The organism is Bradyrhizobium genosp. SA-4 str. CB756 (assembly GCF_000473125.1).
Taxonomy (GTDB): Bacteria; Pseudomonadota; Alphaproteobacteria; order Rhizobiales; family Xanthobacteraceae; genus Bradyrhizobium; species Bradyrhizobium arachidis.
The window spans coordinates 7,518,209-7,538,521 of record NZ_KI421499.1 but is presented as its reverse complement, the minus strand read 5'-3'; the positions used below and the strand labels follow the sequence as shown (position 1 = coordinate 7,538,521).

Here is a 20,313-nt window from a genome sequence, read left to right as displayed (position 1 = left end):
GGTGGGCACGCTTCGCTTTGCCCACCCTACGGCAGCGAGATTTGTAGCTCGAGATCCCCGGTCTGCGCTTAGCGCGCGTCAATCCGCCACGATCTTCACGCGGTCGCGCACCTTCACCTGCGCGGTGCGATCGAGCCCGTTCAGCACGCGGAACCGCTCGGCGGGATGATCGACGCCGGCCATGCGGTGGGACAGCGATTCCACGGTGTCGCCCGGCTGCACCGTGATGACCTTGATGCGCAGCGGACGCGCGGCCTGGATCTCGTCGAGCGTCAGGCGGCGGAATGAGTTGACGGTCTCGCGGGCGTTGCGCTCGCTCTCGGTCGATTTCTGCCGGGCCGCGAAGATGAAGCGGTAGACGTCGCTGCCGAACCGCAGCGCGTAGACCTTGAACTGCCACTGGTCGCCCTTGGCGGTGACGGAGGCGGCCGGAAAACCGTTAATCGTGATGTCCTCGGTCGAAGCCTTCTCGACGCCCTCCATCCAGCCCGAATTGAGGTAATCGCCGAGCGACTGCTCGGCCGGCACACGCACGACGTCGAAGCGCATCGCCTGCGAGCCGCCGTCGCGCACGCCGATCACCGCCTGCGCGGTGTTGTCGAGCGTGAAATTGTCAGGCGCCTGGAAGGTGAAGCCGAGTTTCGGATGCAGGAATCTGCGGCCGCGGACGAAACCTTCGCTGGGATCTTCGCCATAAACGAGGTTGTCGATGGCGGCGAGATAGCTCTCGCGGTCGCGCTCAGCGCCCTCGGGCGCAGAATATTGCCGCGCGATGGTCTGCGCATTCTGCACGCGCTCCGGCGTTGCCGGATGCGACGAGGTGAAATCCTGCGCGCGCGGATCGAGCGAGGTCTTGCCGGCCTTCAGCTCGGCATTGCGCTCCATCGCCGAGAGGAAGCGTGCCGCACCATAGGGGTCGAAATGCGCCTTGGCGGAAATGCCGACGCCGATGCCGTCGGCCTCGAACTCCTGATTGCGCGAGAAGCTCGCCATGGTGAGCTTGGTTTTGGCGAGCGCGAGCGCGGTGAGATCGGGATCGTTGCTCATGTCGGTGACGACGCGGGTGACGATCGCGGCCTGGCGCGCCTGGTCCTCGCGCATCGCGGCGTGCTTGGACAGCACATGCGCCATCTCGTGGCTGAGCACGGAGGACAATTCCGAGGTGTCGCTCGCGAGCGCAAGCAGGCCGCGCGTGACATAGAGCTGGCCATTCGGCAGCGCGAACGCGTTCACCGCGCCGGAATTGAGGATGGTGACCTTGTAGCCCTGGTCGGGGCGGTCGGACGCCGCGACCAGCCGGTCGACGGTCTTGCTGACGAGCGATTCGAGCCTGGGGTCGTCATAGGTGCCGCCATAGCTCGCCAGGATGCGCTCGTGCTCCTTTTCGGTGGCGGGGGTCTGCGCGACGGCCGGCTTCGGCTTGGGTAGCGCAACGGTCGGCGGGGCGGCCGCGGTCTGGAACCGGTTCATGTCGCCGCAACCGGCGAGAAGGCCGCCCAGCGCAAGGCAAAGCGCGGCCGGCGCAGCCCGCAGGCGGCGGCAATCACCTCGTCCGTGCCGTTCTAGCACCCCATTCACGTCGATTAACCCGTGCCCGGCCGTTAAGGCCTTACCCCAGTAGGCTCGTTTGCGCCCAGCAATTCAACCTGTCCCAAGAGACGCACGTCGATACGCGGCCCCGTCGTTCCCTCAATCCAGCCCCGGACTCGAATCCGTTTATTCTCCAGGGACTTAAGGGCGATCCCCGCGCCCTCGAAGGTCGGTAACGCGCGCTTTGAAATAGTCACGGCAAAGCCGCGTGTCCAGTTCCGTCCGAAGTTGAGGTAGGTCGTTGCCCCAGCTTGCCGGACCGACAGGACTTTGCCCTCGACCACCATAAAGCGCCCGATCCTGGCCAAAATATCGTCCGAACTTTCCGCGTTTTTTATGGCCGACGGGTCAGCCCAACTGCCCATTTTTTGGCGCCGGGCCTCGGCCTCCGACGCCATCAGGGCCGCGGCGCAGTCCTTGTCCGTGATCTCGGCGGAGACGATGGCGTCGCCCTGGGCAAGCAACATGGCCTGCACGGAGATGTCGTTTTCGCCGATGAACATGAGTGCGCCCTGCCGGCCGTAGCGGTCGGGCGTGTCGTCATTGCCGCGCAGGACCACGTCGCGGCCGGCGAGCAGCGATGTCAGCGCCTGCTTGGTCTTCGCCGTCGCCTCGATTCCGGAGAGGCGGACCTCGCGTCCGTCGTCAAGACGCACGCTGCGCACATCGGTAATCGCGGCGACGCGGCCCTCGCCCAGCGTATCGAATTGGCACGGCGCGGCGAGCGCCGTGTCACCCGCGACGAGAAAAAATGCGACGATGGGATGAAGCAGTCGCGTCACGTGACCCGGAGAGGTTGCGTTACGCGATCATCTTAACTCAAACGTAGCGAACGACGAAGGGGCACTCGTAGGGTGGGCAAAGCGAAGCGTGCCCACGTCTGTGGTTCGTGGCGCCGGCTCGTGGGCACGGCGCGAAGAGTGCGCCTTTGCCCACCCTACGGCAGTTCGCGTGATGCTACGTCATGGCCTCACGCATCGCCTTGCTTCGCTCGCAATGACAACGCGGAAACATCTTGCGTCTTCCAGCCATTCCGCTTTGCGGAAAACATGGGTGGCAATCATGCGCGCGCAACGTCCCCGCGCTTGCTGCGCTGTCGCGCATGCGGCATGATCGCGACAACAGCAAATAACCAAGCCGCCATAAGAGCAACGGCGCGATAACGGGAGGTCATTTTCCATGAAGCATATTTTGTCCGGCATTTTTGCCGCCGCGTTTGCCCTGAGCGCGAGCGCCGCCGCGCAAGCCCAGGACAAGCCGCCGCTGAAGATCGGCGGCATCCTCGACATGTCGAGCCTCTATGCCGACATCACCGGCCCCGGCAGCGAGACCGCGGCCAAGATGGCGGTGGAGGATTTCGGCGGCGAGGTGCTGGGACGCAAGATCCAGGTGCTCGCCGCCGACCATCTCAACAAGGCCGACCTGTCCGCCAACATCGCGCGCGACATGATCGACAATCAGGGTGTCGAGATGATCTACGACGTCGCGGCCTCCGCGACCGCGCTTGCCGCGGGCGAGATCGCGAAAGCGCGCAACAAGATCATCATGTTCAACGGCCCGGGCTCGATCCGTCTCACCAACGAGGCCTGCGGTCCCTACACCATCCATTACGTGTTCGACACGTTCGGCCAGGCCAACGTCACCGGCCTCGCGGCCGTGAAGTCGGGCCTCGACACCTGGTTCTTCCTCACCGCCGACTATGCCTTCGGTCAGGATCTGGAGAAGGACACCAGCGCCGTCGTGACCAAGACCGGCGGCAAGGTGCTCGGCAGCGTGCGCCATCCGCTCAACACGTCGGACTTCTCGTCGTTCCTGCTCCAGGCGCAGTCCTCCAAGGCCAAGGTGATCGGCCTCGCCAATGCCGGTGGCGACACCGTGAACGCGATCAAGCAGGCCGCCGAGTTCGGCATCACCAAGGGTGGTCAGAAACTGTCGCCGCTGCTCGCTTTCGTCACCGACATCGATTCGATCGGGCTCGAGACCGCACAGGGCCTGCTGCTGGCCGAGGCCTTCTACTGGGACATGAACGACGAGACGCGCGCTTTCTCGAAGCGCTTTCAAGAGCGCGTTAAGCGGCCGCCGACCTCGGCACAGGCCGGCGTCTATTCCTCCGTCACGCACTATCTGAAGGCGGTGAAGGCGGCGGGTACGACCGACGCCGCCGCGGTCATGAAGGTGATGAAGGAGACGCCGATCAACGACTTCTTCGCTCATAACGGCAAGATCCGCGAGGACGGCCGCATGGTCCACGACATGTACCTGTTCGAGGTGAAGAAGCCGTCGGAATCCAAGGGCCGCTGGGACGATTACAAGCTACTCGCCACCGTGCCCGGCAGCGAAGCGTTCCAGTCGCTGGAGCAGTCGCGCTGCCCGCTGGTGAAGAAGTGACGCGAAGCGTCATCCCGGGGCGCGCGTAAGCGCGAACCCGGGATCTCGAGGTTCTACTCGCTTCGCGAGCCCCGGAACGACGCTCAAAACAACAACAAGGGAGGCCTCCCATGAACGACATGGTCCTGCAAAAGCTCGAAGGCGGGCTGCTCACCATCACCATGAATCGCCCGGAGCGGAAGAACGCGCTCAATCCCGAAATGGTGGCCGGCCTCGTCGAGGCGGCGCGGCGCGCGGCTGACGATCCCGAGGTGCGCGCGGTGCTGTTCAAGGGCGCGGGCGGCTCGTTCTGTGTCGGCGGCGACGTCAAGTCGATGGCGGCCGGCCGCGCGCCGCTGCCGTTCGAGCAGAAGCTTGCGAACCTGCGCCGCGGCATGGAAGTCTCGCGCATCCTGCACCAGATGCCGAAGCCCGTGGTGGCGCAGCTCGACGGCGCCGCGGCCGGCGCCGGCCTGTCGATGGCGTTGTCCTGCGACCTGCGCATCGCCAGCGAGTCCTGCAAGATCACGACCGCCTTCGCAAAAGTTGGCTTCTCCGGCGATTACGGCGGCACCTATTTCCTGACCCAGCTGCTCGGCAGCGCGCGGGCGCGCGAGCTCTATCTGATGTCGCCGGTTCTCACCGCGAAGGAAGCGCACGCGATCGGCATGGTGACGAAGGTCGTGCCCGATGCCGAGATCGATACCGCCGCGCACGAGCTCGCGCGGTCGCTGGCGCAGGGTCCCTCGATCGCGCTCGGCTTCATCAAGCGCAACATCAACAATGCCGAGCATCTGGCGCTGGAAGATTGCTTCGATGGCGAGGCGATCCACCACACCCGCTGCGGCGACACCGAGGACCACAAGGAGGCCGCAAAGGCCTTCGTCGAGAAGCGCAAGCCGACCTTCAAGGGCGCATGACGATGGCGCCCTATATGCGGCTGCGGCAGATCTGCCTCGTCGCGCCGCAGCTCGCGCCCGTGATCGCGGATATCGCGGAGATCATGGGCCTTTCTGTCTGCTATCGCGACGGCAACGTCGCCAAATACGGCCTGGAGAACGCGCTGCTCCCGGTCGACACGATCCTGCTGGAGGTGGTGGCGCCGTTAAAGGGCGGCACCGCGGCCGGCCGCTTTATCGAGAAGACCGGCGGCCGCGGCGGCTACATGGCGATCTTCTGCTGCGACGATCCGGACGAGCGCGGCCGCAACGCCGATGCGCTTGGCGTGCGCACCGCCAATGTGATTGACCACGCGCCCTATCACGGCGTCCAGCTCCACCCCCGCGACTGCCGCGCCGCCTTCATCGAGTTCAACCACACCGAAGGCAGCGATGACAACTTGGGTCCGTACCCGCCGGCCGGGCCGGGCTGGCAAAAGTTCATCCGCAAGGATGTCACCGAGGCGCTGACTGCGGTGGAGATGCAGAGCCCTGATCCGCAGGGGCTGGCGGAGCACTGGGGCAAGATCACCGGCGTTGCGCCGAATGGCAAGGCCGAATTGAAGCTGCCCAACGCCACCTTCCGCTTCGTCAAGGGCGCCAGCGAGATCATGAGCGCGCTGGAGTTCCGGGTGGTCGACATCGCAAGCGTGCTGCATGCGGCCAAGGCGAAGGGGCTGGCAGTGGCGGGCAATGAGTTTTTGCTGGGCGGCGTGACGTTCCGCGTGAGTTGATTCCCTCGTAGTGATCCGTCACCCTGAGGTGCTCGCCTCTTCGGCGAGCCTCGAAGGGCGACGGCCACCGGCGGGGCCGTTCATCCTTCGAGGCTCCCCGCACGGTGCGTTGCACCGCGCGCCTCGCACCTCAGGATGACGGATAACGGTGCTGCGGATGCAAAGAAGAACAAGAAGGGGTTACGCCATGCCGCATCCGCTCGACAGCTTCTTTGCCCCCGCAAGCATCGCGCTGATCGGCGCCTCGCGCGATCACGAGAAGATCCCGGGGCGGCTCCTGTCGATGCTGCGCAAGAACGAGTATCCCGGCAAAATCTATCCGGTGAACCCGAACTATACCGAGATCGACGGGCTCGCCTGCTACAAATCGATCGCGGAGATCGGCGCGCCGATCGATCTCGCCGTCATCATCATTCCCGCCCGCGCGGTCCTTCCCGCGCTCGAGCAATGCGCCGCCGCCGGCGTGAAGAACGCCGTCATCATCTCCTCCGGTTTTGCGGAAGAAGGCGGCGACAGCGCGGCGATGCAGGATGCGATCGCGGCGCTGGCGAGGCGCACCGGCATGCGGATATCAGGCCCCAACGCCGAGGGCTTTTTCAGTCAGGTGCAGCGCGTCGCCGCGACCTTCAGCCCCGCGGTGGACGTCAAGCCTGATGTGGTGCCGCTGGTCGCCACGACGAAGCGGATCGGCATCGTCGCGCAGAGCGGCGGCATCGGCTTTGCGTATTATCATCGTGCCAAGGCGCTCGGCATCGCCGTGAGCTACGTCGTCAGCGCCGGTAACGAATCCGATCTCGGCGCCGGCGAGTTCCTGGACTACCTGGTGCAGGACGCCGCGACCGATGTGATCCTGTTGTTCATCGAGGGCATCCGCGACGTCGAAAAATTCCTCGCGGCCGCGCGGCGCGCCGGGGAGATGAAGAAGCCCGTCATCGTCACGAAAGTCGGCCGCTCCGGCGCCGGGATGCGCGCCGCGGCCTCGCACACCGCAAGCATGGCGGGATGGTCAGCGGCTTACGACGCCGTGTTCGCGAGGTACGGGTTCATCGTCTCGAACGATCTCGACGAGGCGCTGACGATCGCGGCGGTGCTGGCGAGCAATCCGCTGCCGCAAGGCGATCGCGTCGCGGTGGTCACCGTCTCCGGCGGCGCCGGTATCTGGGGCGCCGACGCGGTGGCGCTGCGCGGCCTGCAGGTCCCCGAATTGTCCGAACGGATCCAGACGGAGATCAAGACGCTGATGCCGTCCTACGGCACCGCGCGCAACCCTATCGATGTCACCGCGCAAGGCGTCACCTCCGGCGGCTTGCAAAAGAGCGTCGATCTGCTGACTGTCTCCAACGAGGTCGATGCGATCCTGGTCGTGCTGTCGCTGTCGAGCGAGGTGCGCAAGCCCTTCAAGGAGGAGGAGCTGACGCCGGTGCTGGCGGCGCAGAAGAAGCCGGTGGTGTTCTATTCCTACACGGTGCCGTCCGACTTCGCGCGCCGCGAGCTCGCCAAATCCGGCGTCGTCGTGCTCTCGGGGCTCACCCATGTCGGCGTCGCGATGCGGCAGCTCGTCGATTACGCAAAATTCAGCCTGCCGAAGCCCACGGACGAGACGCGGCTGCCGGCGCGCGATCTCTCCGCCCATTTGGCATCGCGCACTCTGTCCGAGGCCGACAGCAAGGCGCTGCTTCGCGCCGCCGGCATCGAGCTGCCGGACGAGGTGCTTGTGAAGGACAAGACCGAGCTCGACGATGCGGTCGCCAGAATCGGCTTTCCGCTGGTGATGAAGATCCAGTCGCCCGATATCGCGCACAAGAGCGAAGTCGGCGGCGTGCGCGTCAACATCAGCACCAAGGGCGAAGTGTTTCTGGCATTCGAGGCGTTGCTGGCCAATGCGCGCAAGCAAAAGCCGGAGGCGACGCTCCAGGGCGTGCTCGTCGGCCCGATGGCCAAGCGCGGCGTCGAGATCATCGTCGGCACCATGACGGACACGACCTTTGGCCCGATGGTCATGGTCGGCCTCGGCGGCATCACCACGGAGTTGTTCCGCGACGTCGTCTATCGCCCGGCGCCTGTCAGCGCAGAGGAGGCGGGCGCAATGCTGGCGGGCCTGAAAGCCGCGCCGCTGTTGAATGGATTTCGCGGAGCGGCAAGAGCGGATGTGTCGGCGCTATCGCAGTTGATCGCCGATATCTCCGTGCTCGCCGCACGGCATGCGCAGGAGATCGCGGAGATCGAACTCAACCCGGTGCTGGTGCACGCCGAAGGCCAGGGCGTGACGATCGTCGATGCGCTGGTCGTGGGGCGGAAGTAGCGTGCAGGGCGCAGCTGTCGTCCCGGACAAGCGAAGCGCCGATCCGGGACCCATAACCCCAGGAAGATGTGGTTACGGGGACTCGGGGTTATCGCTTTCGCGCCGCAACTCCTCCCTGTGGTTATGGGTCCCTGTGTCTTGGAAGTCTGTCAGGATGGGTTGGGCGGGAAGCCGTTGGGTCCTTGGCGCTTGACGCCGTGAGCCGGCTCGGTCTCCCGCCCGTTCCATTACCAACCTGAACAGTTGCACGAGGCTGCGCCAACAGACCTCGCATCACAGGGACAGGCACCGTGATCATACCCCTTCGTTGCGTCGGAATCGACGTCTCCAAACAATATCTCGATATCTTCGATGAAGGCCTGGGCGTGCCGGAGCGCATCGCCAACGCGACGCAGGCCATCACCCAGATCGCGGCGCGTTGGCGATGCGATGTGCTGGTCGTCTTCGAGGCCACGGGTGTTTATGACCTCGAGCTTCGCGAAGCGCTGAGCGAGGCCGGCATCCGTTTCGCCCGGATCAACCCGGCCCGGGCTCGTGACTTCGCGCGCGCCAGCGGGCAGCTCGCCAAGACCGACCCGATCGACGCGCGAATGCTGGCAGCCTTTGCGCGGGCCATGCAGCCAGCAACGGAGCCGACTGCCAATCCCGCCCGCAACGCCTTGGCGGGACTTGCAAAACGGCGAGATCAGCTGGTTCGCATGCGCGCGCAGGAGAAGAACCGGCGCAGCGAGACCGACGACCGTGCCATGGCCGAGCGCATCGGTCGCCTCATTGAAGTCCTCGACGGCGAGATCGCCGAGATCGAGGCCGACATCAGGGGACTAATCAAAGCCGAGCGAGAGATTGCGGACGATGCGCGATTGATGCGCTCACTGCCTAGCGTGGGTCCCGTGGCTTGCATGCAACTCATCGCGAAGATGCCGGAACTCGGACATGTGGGAGCCAAGCAGATCGCGGCGCTCGCCGGCCTGGCTCCCTTCAACGTCGACAGCGGAGCCTTCCGCGGCAAACGCAAGATTGCCGGCGGCCGAAAGCGCGTCCGTGACGCCCTCTACATGGCTGCGCTCAACGCGGTTCGCAGGGCCGATCCGTTCAAGGCCTTCTACGCACGGCTGCGACGGGCCGGCAAACCAGCCAAGCTCGCCCTCATTGCCGTCGCCAGGAAGCTGCTAACGGTCCTCAATGCCATGATGCGTGACAGAAAGCCGTACCTGAAAGCCAACCCAACATAACAGTTGCCGGATCGGCGCGCGCCTAAGGCGCGCTTGTCCGGGACGACACTGAGTGTGACGTGAGAGCCTCGAGCCCCTCAGCTGTCCCACCCGCTCCCCTTGATCCCGGGGTTGGCATAGACGATGCCGCCATCGACCGCGATGGTCGCGCCCACCACGTAATCGCCTGCGCGCGAGGCGAGATAGATCGCGGCGCCCGCCATATCCTCGTCGGTGCCGATGCGCCCGGCAGGCACGCGGGTGGCGACCTCGTCGCCATGGTCGCGGGCGGCGCGGTTCATGTCGGACTGGAACGGGCCCGGCGCGATCGCCGTGACCACGACGTGGTCGGAGATCAGCTTCACCGCCATGCGCCGGGTCAGATGGATCAGCCCGGCCTTGCTCGCGGCGTAGGAATAGGTCTCCATCGGATTGACGAAGATGCCGTCGATCGAGGCGATGTTGATCACCTTCGCCGGCCGCTCGGCGGAAGCTGCTGCGCGCAGCGGCGCGGCGAGCGCCTTGGTCAGGAAGAACGGCGCCTTGACGTTGAGGTTCATCACCTTGTCCCAGCCGCTCTCCGGAAATTCGTCGAACTCCGCGCCCCAGGCCGCACCGGCATTGTTGACGAGGATGTCGAGCTTGGCCTCGCGCTTCTTGAATTCGCCGGCGAGCAGCTCGGCGCCGGCCAGCGTCGAGATGTCGATCGGCAGCGCGATGCATTCGCCGTCATAGCGCGCGGAGAGCTCCTTTGCGGTCTCCTCGCATGGTCCGGCCTTGCGCGCGGTGATGTAGACCTTCGCCGCGCCGGCGCTCAAGTATCCAGCCGCAATCATCTTGCCGATGCCGCGCGAGCCGCCGGTGACGAGCGCGATGCGGCCTTTGAGCGAGAACAGGTCGTTGAACATGGTTGCCTCCCTGGGGTTGGCGGCCGTTTTGGGCGGGGAGGCGAGGGGAGTCAAGGAAGGCGCCGAGTGTGGTGCCGCGGCGGCTCAACAAACTCAGTGTCGTCCCTGCGAACGCAGGGACCCATAACCCCAGAAAGTAGTTTGGCGAAGACTAGTCGTTCGGCTTTCGACCAACCCCACTCGGTGGATTCCGCGGTATGGGTCCCTGCGCCACGTGCGCAATTGCGCACTAGGCAGGGACGACAGCGGATATTGGAGCAGCTACGCCGCGGCGATCCGGCGAAAGCCGTTCCACATCGCAGTCGCAGCGCCGGAGGTCAGCACCGGCAGGATGCGCGTGTCCTGGTAATTGCCGTTAAGTGAGACGCGCGGCAGCGCGGTCATGTGGCCGGCGTTCTCGGCGAACAGCATGCCGGGCCGCGTCGTCACCGCGGTCTTGAAGCCGGCGGATGCGGCAAGGGCAAATTCGCGGTCGCCCGCGGCTTCACGATCGCCGTAGGGATAGGCGAAATGCAGCACGGGGCGCCCTAAGGCCTGCTCGATCCGTGCGCGGCTCACCGCCATCTCCTGCGCGGCGATGTCCTCGGCCTGCTTGGCGAGATTGCAATGGCTGATGGTGTGGGCGCCGATCGTAACCAGCGGATCGGCCGCAAACGCCTTCACCTCGTCCCAGGTGAGGCACAGGCTGCGGCACAGCGCTTCCATGTCGACGCCGTATGTGGTGCAGAGCGCCTCGATCTCGCGCTTGAGGTCGTGCTCGCCCGGCAGCGCGCGCAGCCAGTCGTGCAGGCGGTCGAACGCGGCCTGCTTTGCGGCCGGCGTGCTCGCATCGAGGCGCAGAGCGGAATTGCCGATCTGAACGTCGATCTGCTCGGCCTTGGCGATGACGGCCTCCAGCGCCGCCCACCACAGCCGTCCGGATCCTTCCGCGAAATCGCTGGCGACATAGACCGCCAATGGCGCGTCAAATTCCCGCAGCACCGGCAGCGCATAGTCAACATTGTCGCGATAGCCGTCGTCGAGCGTGAAGGCGGCGAAGCGGCGGTCGAACCGGCCCTGGACCAGCCGCTCGTGCAGCTCGTCCATGCTGACGATGTCGATGTCGCGCGAGCGCAGATGGCATAGCGTGGCACGCAGGAATTCGGGGGTGACTTCGAGATGCCGGTTCGGCTGGAACGCGCCCTCGCGGGCCGGACGCACGTGGTGCAGCATGAATATGGCGCCGACGCCCGACAGAAGCGGGCGCAACAGGTGGTGCGCCCCGCTGAAATAGAGTGCTCCCAGCCCGGCGCGGATGACGTTATTGCGGAGTTGTTTCATTGCAGGCTGGCCGACCCCAGGCATTCCGCCCTCAACTTAGGGTGGGACCCTTGAAGAAAAAGTTATTCCAATTGTCCAGGCAGGGCCTTCGGAAGGACGCCATTTCCGGTTTGACAGCCCGCCAAGGGTTTGTTTTGTCTCCGGTTCCAGAGTTCGGGTCGTCGAATGCAGAAGCTTTTCTTGTGGGCCAGCAAATGGTGGCCGGGGCTCATTCCCCTGGCCGTCATGTGGGGATTTGCGGCCTGGAATAATACCTTGCCGGTCGAGGCGGACCTCTCCGCCCGCAGCACGGCAGCGCTCAAGGACACCGTCCTGGACAAGACCCGGATCACGGTGGACGGCCGCGACGTCAGCCTGGCCGCGGAGGCCTTTTCCGAGGAAGGGCGCCGCGACGCCGTGATGGCGGTCGAGATGGTTCCCGGCGTGCGTCTGGTCGACGACCTCACCCGCCTTGTTCCTGAAGCAAAACCTTTCGTCTGGAATGCCGAACGCGACGTGGTGCGGGTGACGCTGTCGGGCTCCGCGCCGTTGCCCTCGATGAAGCAGCGGCTGACCGAGGCCGCCCGCAAGGAGGTCAATGGGGTCGAGGTCGCCGATCAGATGGGCCTGGCGCGCGGGGCGCCGCCGCGGTTCGAGGCAGCCGCGATGCTGCTGCTCGACCAGATCGGCAAGCTCAAGGACGGCAAGATCACGATCACTGATACCAAGGTCAACCTGTCGGGCATGGCGCGTGAGCTCGGCGGCCGCGAGGCGATCGCCGCCGCGCTCAAGAACCTGCCCGAGGGCTTCTCGGTCGCCGCCAACGACATCAAGGCGCCGCCCTACATCTTCCAGGCCTACAAGGACCCGGTCGCCGCGACCGTGACACTGACCGGCTACGTGCCCGACAACAACGTGCATGCGGCGATCGCGACCAGCGCGTCGCGCAAATTCTTCGGCGAGAAGGTCGTCGACAATCTCAAGGCCAGCATCGGCGCGCCCGGCTCGTTCAACACCGCCGTGGTCGCGGCGCTCGGCGCGCTGTCGCGGCTGTCGACCGGCACGCTCGTCGTCTCCGATCGCGAGGTGAAGCTGTCGGGCGATGCGCTCTATGAGGGCGCCGCCAACGACATCCGTGCAGGGCTCGGCAAGGACTTTCCGAAGAACTGGCAATACAAGCCCGAGATCACCGTGAAGCCTGCCGCCGGCCCGGTCGACGGCACCGTCTGCCAGCAATTGTTCACCGAGCTCCTGAACAAGGGCAAGATCCGCTTCGCGACCAAGCGCGCCGACATCGATCCGGATTCCGCCGGCATTCTCGATCACCTCATCGAGACCGCGCTACGCTGCCCCACCACAAATATCGAGGTCGCTGGCCACACCGATGCCGACGGCGAGGATTCCTTCAACCAGGCCCTCTCGGAGAAGCGCGCGCAGGCGGTGATCGACTATCTGGTCAAGGCCGGCCTGCCCGCCACCCGCTTCACCGCGGTCGGCTACGGCGCCACGCAGCCCCTTGCCGGCAACGACACCGACGACGGCAAGGCGCAGAACCGCCGCATCGAATTTCTGGTGAGGTGACGATGCCCTATCTCGTCTCATTCCACATGGGCTGGCTGATCGGTTCGCTGCTGCTCGGCTTTTGCATGGGCTGGATCTCGGTGGTCCAGCGTGGCAACGGCACTTCGAAAGTGACCGCGCGCTGGCTCGCCGTGCTCGTCGCAGGCCTCGTCGCGGTCTCGTTCGCGCATGTCGTCCCCGGCCGCTTCGGCTACTGGCTCGACCTCGGCCTGATCATGTTCGCCTGCTATCTCGTCGGCTGCACCATCGGTGCCTTGCTGCGCGACCGCGTGGTGTCGCGGAGCCAGCCTGTGGCTTGAGGCCCTGGTTCGAGTCATTTGAGTGAGGTAGCCACCGCTCTCTCGCTCCCTCCCCCCTTGCGGGGGAGGGTCGGGGAGAGGGGTCCCCTCTCCCTAACCCTCCCCCGCAAGGGGGGAGGGAACGTACCTTCATCGGGCGACAGACGAGGGCTAATTCCCAGATCCAACAATAACGGTCAGATCGGGATGTGAAGTTACGATGCGCTTAGAGCACGCTTGACATCAATACGTACGTACGTATTATTCAACTTATGCCAAAACCCTCGCTCAAAGACGCCATCCTCGATGCCGGCCTGAAGGTCATGTTCCGGACCGGCTATCATGGCACCAGCGTGCGCGACGTCACCGCTGCGGCGGGCGCGCCGCAGGGGTCGTTCACCAACCATTTCCGCTCCAAGGAGGCGTTCGCCTCCGAGGTGCTCGACCGCTATTTCGGCGTCACCAGGGGATTGGTCGCCGAGGCGCTCGAGGACACCTCGCTGACGCCGCGGGCGCGGCTGAAGCGCTATCTCGACATCATCAGCGGCCGGCTCGAGGCCGACGGCTACGGCCGCGGCTGCCTGATCGGCGACCTCAGCCTGGAGGCCACCGGCAGCAGCGAGCTGCTGCGCGCGCGCCTTGCCGAGATTTTTGCCGAATGGCGCGTGCCGTTCGCCGCCTGCATCCGGGATGCCCAGACCAGCGGTGAGATCGCCTCCGATTTCGCGCCCGAGGAGCTCGCCGATTTCCTGCTCGCATCCTGGCAGGGCGCCATCCTGCGCATGAAGGTCGACCGCAATCCCAAAGCGCTCGAGCGATTCAAGACCATCGCATTCCAAACCGTGTTCAAGGAGCTGACATGACCAAGCAGATCGAGATCCGCACAGCGTCCGTCCTGGGAAGCAACGTGGCCTATCGCGAGGCGGGCGCGGAAGGCGCGCCGGTCGCGCTGTTCCTGCACGGCAATCCGACCTCGTCGCACATCTGGCGCAACATTTTGCCGCTGGTGTCGCCGGTCGCGCATTGCATCGCGCCAGACCTCATCGGCTTCGGCCAGTCCGGCAAGCCCGACATCGCCTACCGCTTCTTCGATCACGTCCGCTATCTCGACGCGTTGATCGACGAACTCGGCATCTCCTCGGCCTATCTCGTCGCGCAGGACTGGGGCACCGCGCTCGCGTTCCATCTCGCCGCGCGCAGGCCTGAGCTCGTGCGCGGACTTGCCTTCATGGAGTTCATCCGGCCGATGCCGACCTGGCAGGATTTCCACCACACCGATGTCCCGGAGGAGCAGGATCACGCCGAGGCGGCGCGGGCCGTGTTTCGCAAGTTCAGGACGCCGGGCGAGGGCGAGGCCATGATCCTCGAGGCGAACGCCTTCGTCGAGCGCGTGCTGCCCGGCGGCATCGTCCGCAAGCTGGGCGAGGACGAAATGGCGCCCTATCGCGCGCCGTTCCCGACGCCGGAAAGCCGCCGGCCCGTTCTCGCCTTCCCGCGCGAGCTGCCGATCGCAGGCGAGCCTGCCGATGTCTACGCGACGCTGCAATCCGCGCATGCGGCGCTGGCCGCATCATCCTATCCAAAGTTGCTGTTTTCGGGCACTCCCGGCGCGCTGGTTGCGCCGGAATTCGCCGAGCGGTTCGCGGCCTCGCTGAAGCACTGCGCGCTGGTCCGGCTGGGCGCGGGATTGCACTTTCTCCAGGAAGATCACCCCGAGGCGATCGGTCGCTCCGTCGCCGGCTGGATCGCCGGCATCGAGGCGATGCGTCCGCAGCTCGCGGCTTGAGAGGCGCAGGCCGCCTTTGGTGGCCGCTCCAAGAGGCCCCAAGGCAATGCCTTGGCGTGGCGAAGCGTCAGGTGAGGGTTTTCTCCTCTGGGGGCCCTCGATTACGGAGATACCCTCTCCCCAACCCTCCCCCGCAAGCGGGGGAGGGAGCATACCTCCGTCGTGGCGTGCCTGGGATCAGAGTGTTGCGCTGCGGTGCACGCCCGCAATCTCCGCAGCCTGTCGGCGCGCCGGAAAATCTGTGTACGCCTTTCGCCCTCTTTCAACCGGCAGGCGCGCCCCATAGATTGATTTCGGCTTAAGGCGTGACGGAACATTGTGCGGCCGAAATCATCAAAACTTCATGGCGCTTGCGCAGGATTGCTATGGAGATTCGCCTCGAGCCTTGCCGCCGAAAGCGCCAAACCGTGCATCCGGAGTCCGCAACGTGCCTAAAACATTGAAGGCACGAGTTTTTGTTCGAATTGCTGAATTCCACTCGGCCCCAAAACGCGCTAGTGGAGGGGCGGGGGGCATGCGCGATGCCGGAGCCGGCGGCGAGGGTTCGTTGAGTGCCAGTGCGTCGTCCGCCTGTTCGCCGGCCACCCCGGCCGTTGAAGCGTTGTTCGAGGTCTAGATGCTGGAAGCCATACGCAGGGCGATGTCGTTTCTGCGCCAGAAGCAAATCCTGCACAAACTTGGAGTTGTGATCAGCGTCGCGGTCATCGGCATCGCTTGCTATGTGCTCTACCACATGCTGCGCGGCATCGACTTCAACGAAGTCCTCGAGGCGATCAAGAGCACCGAGCCGCGCCAGATCGCGATGGCGGCGCTGTTCGTCGCCGCCGGCTATTTCACCCTGACCTTCTACGACCTGTTCGCCGTGCGCGCGATCGGTCATTCCCACGTGCCCTATCGCGTCAACGCGCTGGCCGCCTTCACCAGCTATTCGATCGGGCACAATGTCGGCGCCAGCGTCTTCACGGGCGGCGCGGTGCGCTATCGCATCTATTCGGCCTATGGCCTGAACGCGATCGACGTCGCAAAAATCTGCTTCCTCGCCGGCCTGACCTTCTGGCTCGGTAATGCCGCCGTGCTCGGCCTCGGCATCTCCTATCATCCGGAGGCCGCCGCTTCGATCGACCAGCTTCCGGCCTGGCTGAACCGCACGCTGGCGATGATGATCATCGTGGCCCTCGTCGCCTATGTGGTCTGGGTCTGGACCCAGCCGCGCGTGGTCGGCCGCGGACCCTGGACCGTGGTGCTGCCGGGCGGCCCGCTGACGCTGCTCCAGATCGCGATCGGCATCGTCGATCTCGGCTTCTGTGCGCTCGCGATGTACGTGCTGGTCCCGGACGAGCCCAATCTCGGCTTCGTCGTGGTCGCGGTGATCTTCGTCTCGGCGACCCTGCTCGGCTTTGCCAGCCACTCGCCCGGCGGCCTCGGCGTGTTCGACGCCGCCATGCTGGTCGGCCTCTGGCAGATGGACCGCGAGGAACTCCTCGGCGGCATGCTCCTGTTCCGCGTCCTCTATTATCTGTCCCCCTTCGTCATATCTGTAATCTTGCTGACGTTTCGCGAAGTTATAATCGGCGCACGATCGAAGCGTTTGCAGCAGGCGGCGCTCAAGCTCGACCCCGGCCCGGCGCGTGAAGCCGCCTATGTGAGAGAGCGCAGCGACAGCGGCGCCTGACCTGCGCCGAGCCCCTAGGAGAAGCCCGCACCGATGGCGATCGACGCCCCATCGTCTCCCTCCGCGCAGCCCTGGTCCGACCGGCTGCGCCATTCCACCGTCATCCTGATCGCCGCAGCGCTGACGCTGTCGGTGGTAGTCTCGCTCGGCGAATTGTCGGTGATGCGCGCTGCGACCGTATTCCTCTGCATCGCCGCCGCGGCGCTGATCCCCTGGCGGTTGCACGACAATGCCGCCTCGCGCGACGACACCCGCCGCGTCAACCCGGTCGAAAGCGCGGCGGTCGCCGCAGTGGTCGCCGGCATGCCCGATCCGGCGGTGCTGCTCGACCGCGCCGGCCGCGTCATCCATCTCAATGCCGCAGCCGCCCAGCTCGCGCCGGCGCTGCGCAAGAACGAGCTCGCCCAGTTCGCGCTGCGCTCGCCGGAGATCATCACAGCGCTACGCGAGTCGATCGCGACCACCGAGCCGCGGCGCGCGACCTATCTCGACCACGTCCCGGTCGACCGCTGGATGGAGCTGATCATCACCCCGGTGCCGGTTCCAACCAGCTTCGGCGGCGCCGACAAATGCATGCTGATGACTTTCCACGACCAGACGCCGCTGCGCCGGGTCGAGGAGATGCGCGCCGACTTCGTCGCCAATGCCAGCCACGAGCTGCGCACGCCGCTGGCCGCGCTGTCCGGCTTCATCGATACGCTCCAGGGCCAGGCCAAGGACGATCCCAAGGCGCGCGAGCGTTTCCTCGGGATCATGCACAACCAGGCCACCCGCATGGCGCGCCTGATCGACGACCTGCTGTCGCTGTCGCGGGTCGAATTGTCGGCCCATGTGCGGCCCGACACCCTGGTCGACCTGCTGCCGATCATCTTCCAGGTCGCCGACGGGCTGGAACCGCTGGCGCGGGAGCGCCAGGTCGAGGTCGAGACCCATCTGCCGGAGACCCCGGTGATGATCGCCGGCGACCGGGAGGAGCTGCTGCGCCTGTTCGAGAACTTGATCGAGAACGCGCTCAAATACGGCGCCTCGGGCGGACGTGTCATCGTGTCGCTGACGGTTCCGGCAGCCACTGATGGAACTCAGGAAATCCGGGTCCTGGTACGCGATTTCGGCCCTGGCATCGCGCCCGAGCACCTGCCGCGCCTGACCGAGCGGTTCTACCGGGTCGATGTCGGCGACAGCCGCTCGCAGGGCGGGACCGGGCTCGGATTATCGCTGGTGAAACATATTCTTAACCGTCACCGCGGCCGGCTTTTGATCGAAAGCGTGCCCCGGCAGGGCGCCACCTTCACCGCCTGTTTTCCCCAGGTGAAGACCCTGACACAGAGCTGAAAGCCAAACGATTTCAATCGTTTGACTGTGTCATCCGACTGTCACGAAACCTTCGTAAAAGCACAGCCGACTGCTCCTAAAGGGGCGGCGCGGGGAGCGCGATCGGGCGCGGATGGCGCTTCGCTCCCCTGTATGGAGACCAGCATGAATTTCATCAAAACTATCGTCGCTGCTGGCTTGGTCGCCGCAACGACGACGGCGGCGTTCGCTGCCGATATCACGGGTGCCGGCGCGACTTTCCCGTTCCCGATCTATTCGAAGTGGGCTGACGCCTACAAGAAGGAGACCGGCAACGGTCTGAACTATCAGTCGATCGGTTCCGGCGGCGGTATCAAGCAGATTCAGGCCAAGACCGTGACCTTCGGCGCCAGCGACGCGCCGCTCAAGGCCGAGCAGCTCGAGAAGGACGGCCTCGTTCAGTGGCCGATGGTGATGGGCGCGATCGTCCCCGTCGTCAACCTCGAGGGCGTCAAGGCCGGCGAGCTCGTGTTCGACGGCGAGACCCTCGCCAACATCTATCTCGGCAAGATCACCAAGTGGGACGACGCCGCGATCAAGAAGCTCAATCCGAACGTGAAGCTGCCGTCGGACGCGATCACCGTGGTCCGCCGCTCGGACGGCTCGGGCACCACCTTCAACTTCACCAACTACCTCTCCAAGGCCAGCGCGGACTGGAAGAGCAAGGTCGGTGAGGGCACCGCGGTCGAATGGCCGGTCGGCGTCGGCGCCAAGGGCAACGAAGGCGTGTCGGGCAACATCAGCCAGACCAAGAACTCGATCGGCTATGTCGAGTACGCCTATGCCAAGCAGAACAAGCTGACCTACACCGGTCTCGTCAACAAGTCCGGCAAGCCGGTTCAGCCAACTGTCGAAGCCTTCCAGGCGGCCGCTTCGAACGCCGACTGGGCCAAGGCTCCCGGCTACTACGTCATCCTGACCGACCAGCCCGGCGACAAGTCCTGGCCGATCACCGCGGCGACCTTCATCCTGATGCACAAGGAGCCGGCTGATAAGGCGGCGTCGAAGGAAGCCATCAAGTTCTTCGCCTGGGCGTTCAAGAACGGCGCCAAGGCGGCCGAGGAGCTCGACTACATCCCGATGCCCGAGAGCGTCGTGAAGCTGATCGAGAAGACCTGGTCGGCCGACATCAAGAGCTAAGCTCTCCTGTTCCGGAAGGCGGCGCGGCTGCGAAAGCCGCGCCGCTGGTCCGGAGCTCTCGCGAACGATCGTTCTCCGGGCCGGTGCCGCAATGGCGAACCATCCGGGGCACGCGACAGCAACTTAAAAAAACGTATAGTCAGTACAGGGGATCGGCGTGGCAGAGATGGCTGTCGAGAGCAATGTAGTAGATGCCGCCGGACCGTATGATCGCGCCAAGGCATTGAGCGCGTTCAAGCTCGGTGACCTCACCTTCTACTGGATCACGCGCCTCAGCGCGATCTCCGTGCTGCTGATCCTCGGCGGCATCATTGTTTCGCTGATCGTCGGTGCCTTCCCGGCGATGAAGGAATACGGCATCTCCTTCTTGTGGACGCAGCGCTGGGCGCCGTCGGCAGATCCCCCCGTGCTCGGCGCGCTCGGCCCGATCTACGGCACGCTCGTCACCTCGTTCATCGCGATGGCGATCGCCATTCCGGTCGGACTTGGCATCGCCATCTTCCTCACCGAGCTCTGCCCGCAATGGGCGCGCCGCCCGATCGGCATGGCGATCGAGCTGCTCGCCGGCATCCCCTCGATCATCTACGGCATGTGGGGCTTCTTCGTGCTGGGCCCGTTCCTGGCCAACACCTTCCAGCCGTTCATGATCAAGATCTTCGACGGCATCCCCGTGCTCGGCGCGATCTTCGCAGGTCCCCCGTCTTATCTCAGCCTGTTCAACGCCTCGCTGATCCTCGCCATCATGGTGCTGCCCTTCATCACCTCGATCTCGGTCGACGTGTTCAAGACGGTGCCGCCGGTGCTCAAGGAAGCCGCCTACGGCGTCGGCTGCACCACCTGGGAAGTCGTCCGCAGCGTCGTGATCCCCTACACCCGCGTCGGCGTCATCGGCGGCGTCATGCTGGCGCTCGGCCGCGCGCTCGGCGAGACCATGGCGGTGACCTTCATCATCGGCAACTCGTTCCGCATCTCCTCGTCGATCTTCGCCCCGGGCACCACGATCTCGGCGGCGATCGCGTCCGAGTTCGCCGAAAGCGACGGCCTGCACCAGTCCGGCCTGATCCTGCTCGGCCTCCTGCTGTTCGTGCTGACATTCTTCGTGCTCGCAGCCGCGCGCCTGATGCTGCTGCGTCTCGAAAAGAAAGCGGGGAAGTAAC

At 65.3% G+C, this 20,313-nt stretch carries 17 protein-coding genes; 13 read left to right on the top strand and 4 right to left on the bottom strand.

Going from position 1 to position 20,313, the window contains the following annotated elements:
* Positions 1–78: 78 nt before the first annotated feature.
* Both BRAGE_RS0136480 and BRAGE_RS50855 read right to left on the bottom strand, forming a co-directional pair.
* A complete protein-coding gene (locus tag BRAGE_RS0136480) occupies positions 79–1,470 on the bottom strand; it encodes a M48 family metalloprotease (RefSeq protein ID WP_028146479.1) in 1,392 nt (463 codons plus the stop codon).
* A 131-nt stretch (positions 1,471–1,601) separates the two neighbouring features.
* Positions 1,602–2,372 carry a thermonuclease family protein gene (locus BRAGE_RS50855; RefSeq protein ID WP_084335131.1) on the bottom strand — a complete coding sequence of 257 codons (771 nt, stop codon included), beginning with the start codon at positions 2,370–2,372 and terminating at the stop codon, positions 1,602–1,604.
* Positions 2,373–2,769: 397 nt separating this feature from the next.
* Between BRAGE_RS50855 and BRAGE_RS0136470 the strand changes: the two genes are divergently transcribed.
* From BRAGE_RS0136470 to BRAGE_RS0136450, 5 genes are all read left to right on the top strand, one after another.
* Positions 2,770–3,978 (top strand): ABC transporter substrate-binding protein, encoded by a 1,209-nt coding sequence (locus BRAGE_RS0136470; RefSeq protein WP_027565008.1) that lies wholly within the window; start codon positions 2,770–2,772, stop codon positions 3,976–3,978.
* A 110-nt stretch (positions 3,979–4,088) separates the two neighbouring features.
* A complete protein-coding gene (locus tag BRAGE_RS0136465; protein ID WP_027565007.1) occupies positions 4,089–4,877 on the top strand; it encodes an enoyl-CoA hydratase in 789 nt (262 codons plus the stop codon).
* 2 nt (positions 4,878–4,879) lie between these two features.
* Positions 4,880–5,629: a hypothetical protein gene (locus tag BRAGE_RS0136460; protein WP_027565006.1), complete on the top strand. Its 750-nt coding sequence runs from the start codon at positions 4,880–4,882 to the stop codon at positions 5,627–5,629.
* 187 nt (positions 5,630–5,816) lie between these two features.
* Positions 5,817–7,931, top strand: coding sequence for an acetate--CoA ligase family protein (locus BRAGE_RS0136455; protein WP_027565005.1), 2,115 nt, complete (start codon positions 5,817–5,819; stop codon positions 7,929–7,931).
* Positions 7,932–8,221: 290 nt separating this feature from the next.
* A complete protein-coding gene (locus BRAGE_RS0136450; protein ID WP_028146478.1) occupies positions 8,222–9,163 on the top strand; it encodes an IS110 family transposase in 942 nt (313 codons plus the stop codon).
* A gap of 77 nt (positions 9,164–9,240) precedes the next feature.
* Here the strand turns inward: BRAGE_RS0136450 and BRAGE_RS0136445 are convergent, their stop codons facing one another.
* Both BRAGE_RS0136445 and BRAGE_RS0136440 read right to left on the bottom strand, forming a co-directional pair.
* Positions 9,241–10,050, bottom strand: coding sequence for an SDR family NAD(P)-dependent oxidoreductase (locus BRAGE_RS0136445; RefSeq protein WP_027564832.1), 810 nt, complete (start codon positions 10,048–10,050; stop codon positions 9,241–9,243).
* Positions 10,051–10,311: 261 nt separating this feature from the next.
* Positions 10,312–11,370 carry a polysaccharide deacetylase family protein gene (locus tag BRAGE_RS0136440; RefSeq protein ID WP_027564831.1) on the bottom strand — a complete coding sequence of 353 codons (1,059 nt, stop codon included), beginning with the start codon at positions 11,368–11,370 and terminating at the stop codon, positions 10,312–10,314.
* Between the two features lie 165 nt (positions 11,371–11,535).
* Here BRAGE_RS0136440 and BRAGE_RS0136435 point away from each other — a divergent pair, with 165 nt between their 5' ends.
* The 8 genes from BRAGE_RS0136435 to pstC all read left to right on the top strand — a co-directional run bounded on the left by BRAGE_RS0136435 (position 11,536) and on the right by pstC (position 20,312).
* A complete protein-coding gene (locus tag BRAGE_RS0136435; RefSeq protein WP_027564830.1) occupies positions 11,536–12,930 on the top strand; it encodes an OmpA family protein in 1,395 nt (464 codons plus the stop codon).
* Positions 12,931–12,932: 2 nt separating this feature from the next.
* Entirely contained in the window at positions 12,933–13,229 is a 297-nt protein-coding gene (locus tag BRAGE_RS0136430) for a hypothetical protein (RefSeq protein ID WP_027564829.1), read from the top strand.
* 251 nt (positions 13,230–13,480) lie between these two features.
* Positions 13,481–14,071, top strand: coding sequence for a TetR/AcrR family transcriptional regulator (locus BRAGE_RS0136425; protein ID WP_027564828.1), 591 nt, complete (start codon positions 13,481–13,483; stop codon positions 14,069–14,071).
* Positions 14,068–14,994, top strand: coding sequence for a haloalkane dehalogenase (locus BRAGE_RS0136420; protein WP_027564827.1), 927 nt, complete (start codon positions 14,068–14,070; stop codon positions 14,992–14,994). The genes BRAGE_RS0136425 and BRAGE_RS0136420 overlap by 4 nt, the downstream gene beginning before the upstream one ends.
* A 616-nt stretch (positions 14,995–15,610) precedes the next feature.
* On the top strand, positions 15,611–16,666 hold the full coding sequence (locus BRAGE_RS0136415) for a lysylphosphatidylglycerol synthase domain-containing protein (RefSeq protein WP_027564826.1): 1,056 nt from the start codon (positions 15,611–15,613) through the stop codon (positions 16,664–16,666).
* Positions 16,667–16,699: 33 nt separating this feature from the next.
* Complete coding sequence (locus BRAGE_RS0136410; RefSeq protein ID WP_027564825.1) at positions 16,700–17,998, top strand: ATP-binding protein; 1,299 nt, start codon at positions 16,700–16,702, stop codon at positions 17,996–17,998.
* Between the two features lie 144 nt (positions 17,999–18,142).
* Positions 18,143–19,156 (top strand): phosphate ABC transporter substrate-binding protein PstS, encoded by a 1,014-nt coding sequence (gene pstS, locus BRAGE_RS0136405; RefSeq protein WP_027564824.1) that lies wholly within the window; start codon positions 18,143–18,145, stop codon positions 19,154–19,156.
* Positions 19,157–19,322: 166 nt separating this feature from the next.
* The gene (gene pstC, locus BRAGE_RS0136400) at positions 19,323–20,312 is read left to right on the top strand and encodes a phosphate ABC transporter permease subunit PstC (protein ID WP_027564823.1); all 990 of its coding nucleotides are present in this window, start codon (positions 19,323–19,325) and stop codon (positions 20,310–20,312) included.
* The last annotated feature ends 1 nt before the right edge of the window (position 20,313 follow it).

What these genes read in the sequence shown, in the direction of transcription:
- BRAGE_RS0136470 (WP_027565008.1), top strand. Translation starts at nt 2,770, where the DNA reads ATGAAGCATATTTTGTCCGGCATTTTTGCCGCCGCGTTTGCCCTGAGC.
- BRAGE_RS0136435 (WP_027564830.1), top strand. Translation starts at nt 11,536, where the DNA reads ATGCAGAAGCTTTTCTTGTGGGCCAGCAAATGGTGGCCGGGGCTCATT.
- BRAGE_RS0136410 (WP_027564825.1), top strand. Translation starts at nt 16,700, where the DNA reads ATGGCGATCGACGCCCCATCGTCTCCCTCCGCGCAGCCCTGGTCCGAC.
- BRAGE_RS0136460 (WP_027565006.1), top strand. Translation starts at nt 4,880, where the DNA reads ATGGCGCCCTATATGCGGCTGCGGCAGATCTGCCTCGTCGCGCCGCAG.
- BRAGE_RS0136445 (WP_027564832.1), bottom strand. Translation starts at nt 10,050, where the DNA reads ATGTTCAACGACCTGTTCTCGCTCAAAGGCCGCATCGCGCTCGTCACC.
- BRAGE_RS0136425 (WP_027564828.1), top strand. Translation starts at nt 13,481, where the DNA reads ATGCCAAAACCCTCGCTCAAAGACGCCATCCTCGATGCCGGCCTGAAG.
- BRAGE_RS0136465 (WP_027565007.1), top strand. Translation starts at nt 4,089, where the DNA reads ATGAACGACATGGTCCTGCAAAAGCTCGAAGGCGGGCTGCTCACCATC.
- BRAGE_RS0136455 (WP_027565005.1), top strand. Translation starts at nt 5,817, where the DNA reads ATGCCGCATCCGCTCGACAGCTTCTTTGCCCCCGCAAGCATCGCGCTG.
- pstS (WP_027564824.1), top strand. Translation starts at nt 18,143, where the DNA reads ATGAATTTCATCAAAACTATCGTCGCTGCTGGCTTGGTCGCCGCAACG.
- BRAGE_RS0136440 (WP_027564831.1), bottom strand. Translation starts at nt 11,370, where the DNA reads ATGAAACAACTCCGCAATAACGTCATCCGCGCCGGGCTGGGAGCACTC.
- pstC (WP_027564823.1), top strand. Translation starts at nt 19,323, where the DNA reads ATGGCTGTCGAGAGCAATGTAGTAGATGCCGCCGGACCGTATGATCGC.
- BRAGE_RS0136430 (WP_027564829.1), top strand. Translation starts at nt 12,933, where the DNA reads ATGCCCTATCTCGTCTCATTCCACATGGGCTGGCTGATCGGTTCGCTG.
- BRAGE_RS0136480 (WP_028146479.1), bottom strand. Translation starts at nt 1,470, where the DNA reads ATGAACCGGTTCCAGACCGCGGCCGCCCCGCCGACCGTTGCGCTACCC.
- BRAGE_RS0136415 (WP_027564826.1), top strand. Translation starts at nt 15,611, where the DNA reads ATGCTGGAAGCCATACGCAGGGCGATGTCGTTTCTGCGCCAGAAGCAA.
- BRAGE_RS0136420 (WP_027564827.1), top strand. Translation starts at nt 14,068, where the DNA reads ATGACCAAGCAGATCGAGATCCGCACAGCGTCCGTCCTGGGAAGCAAC.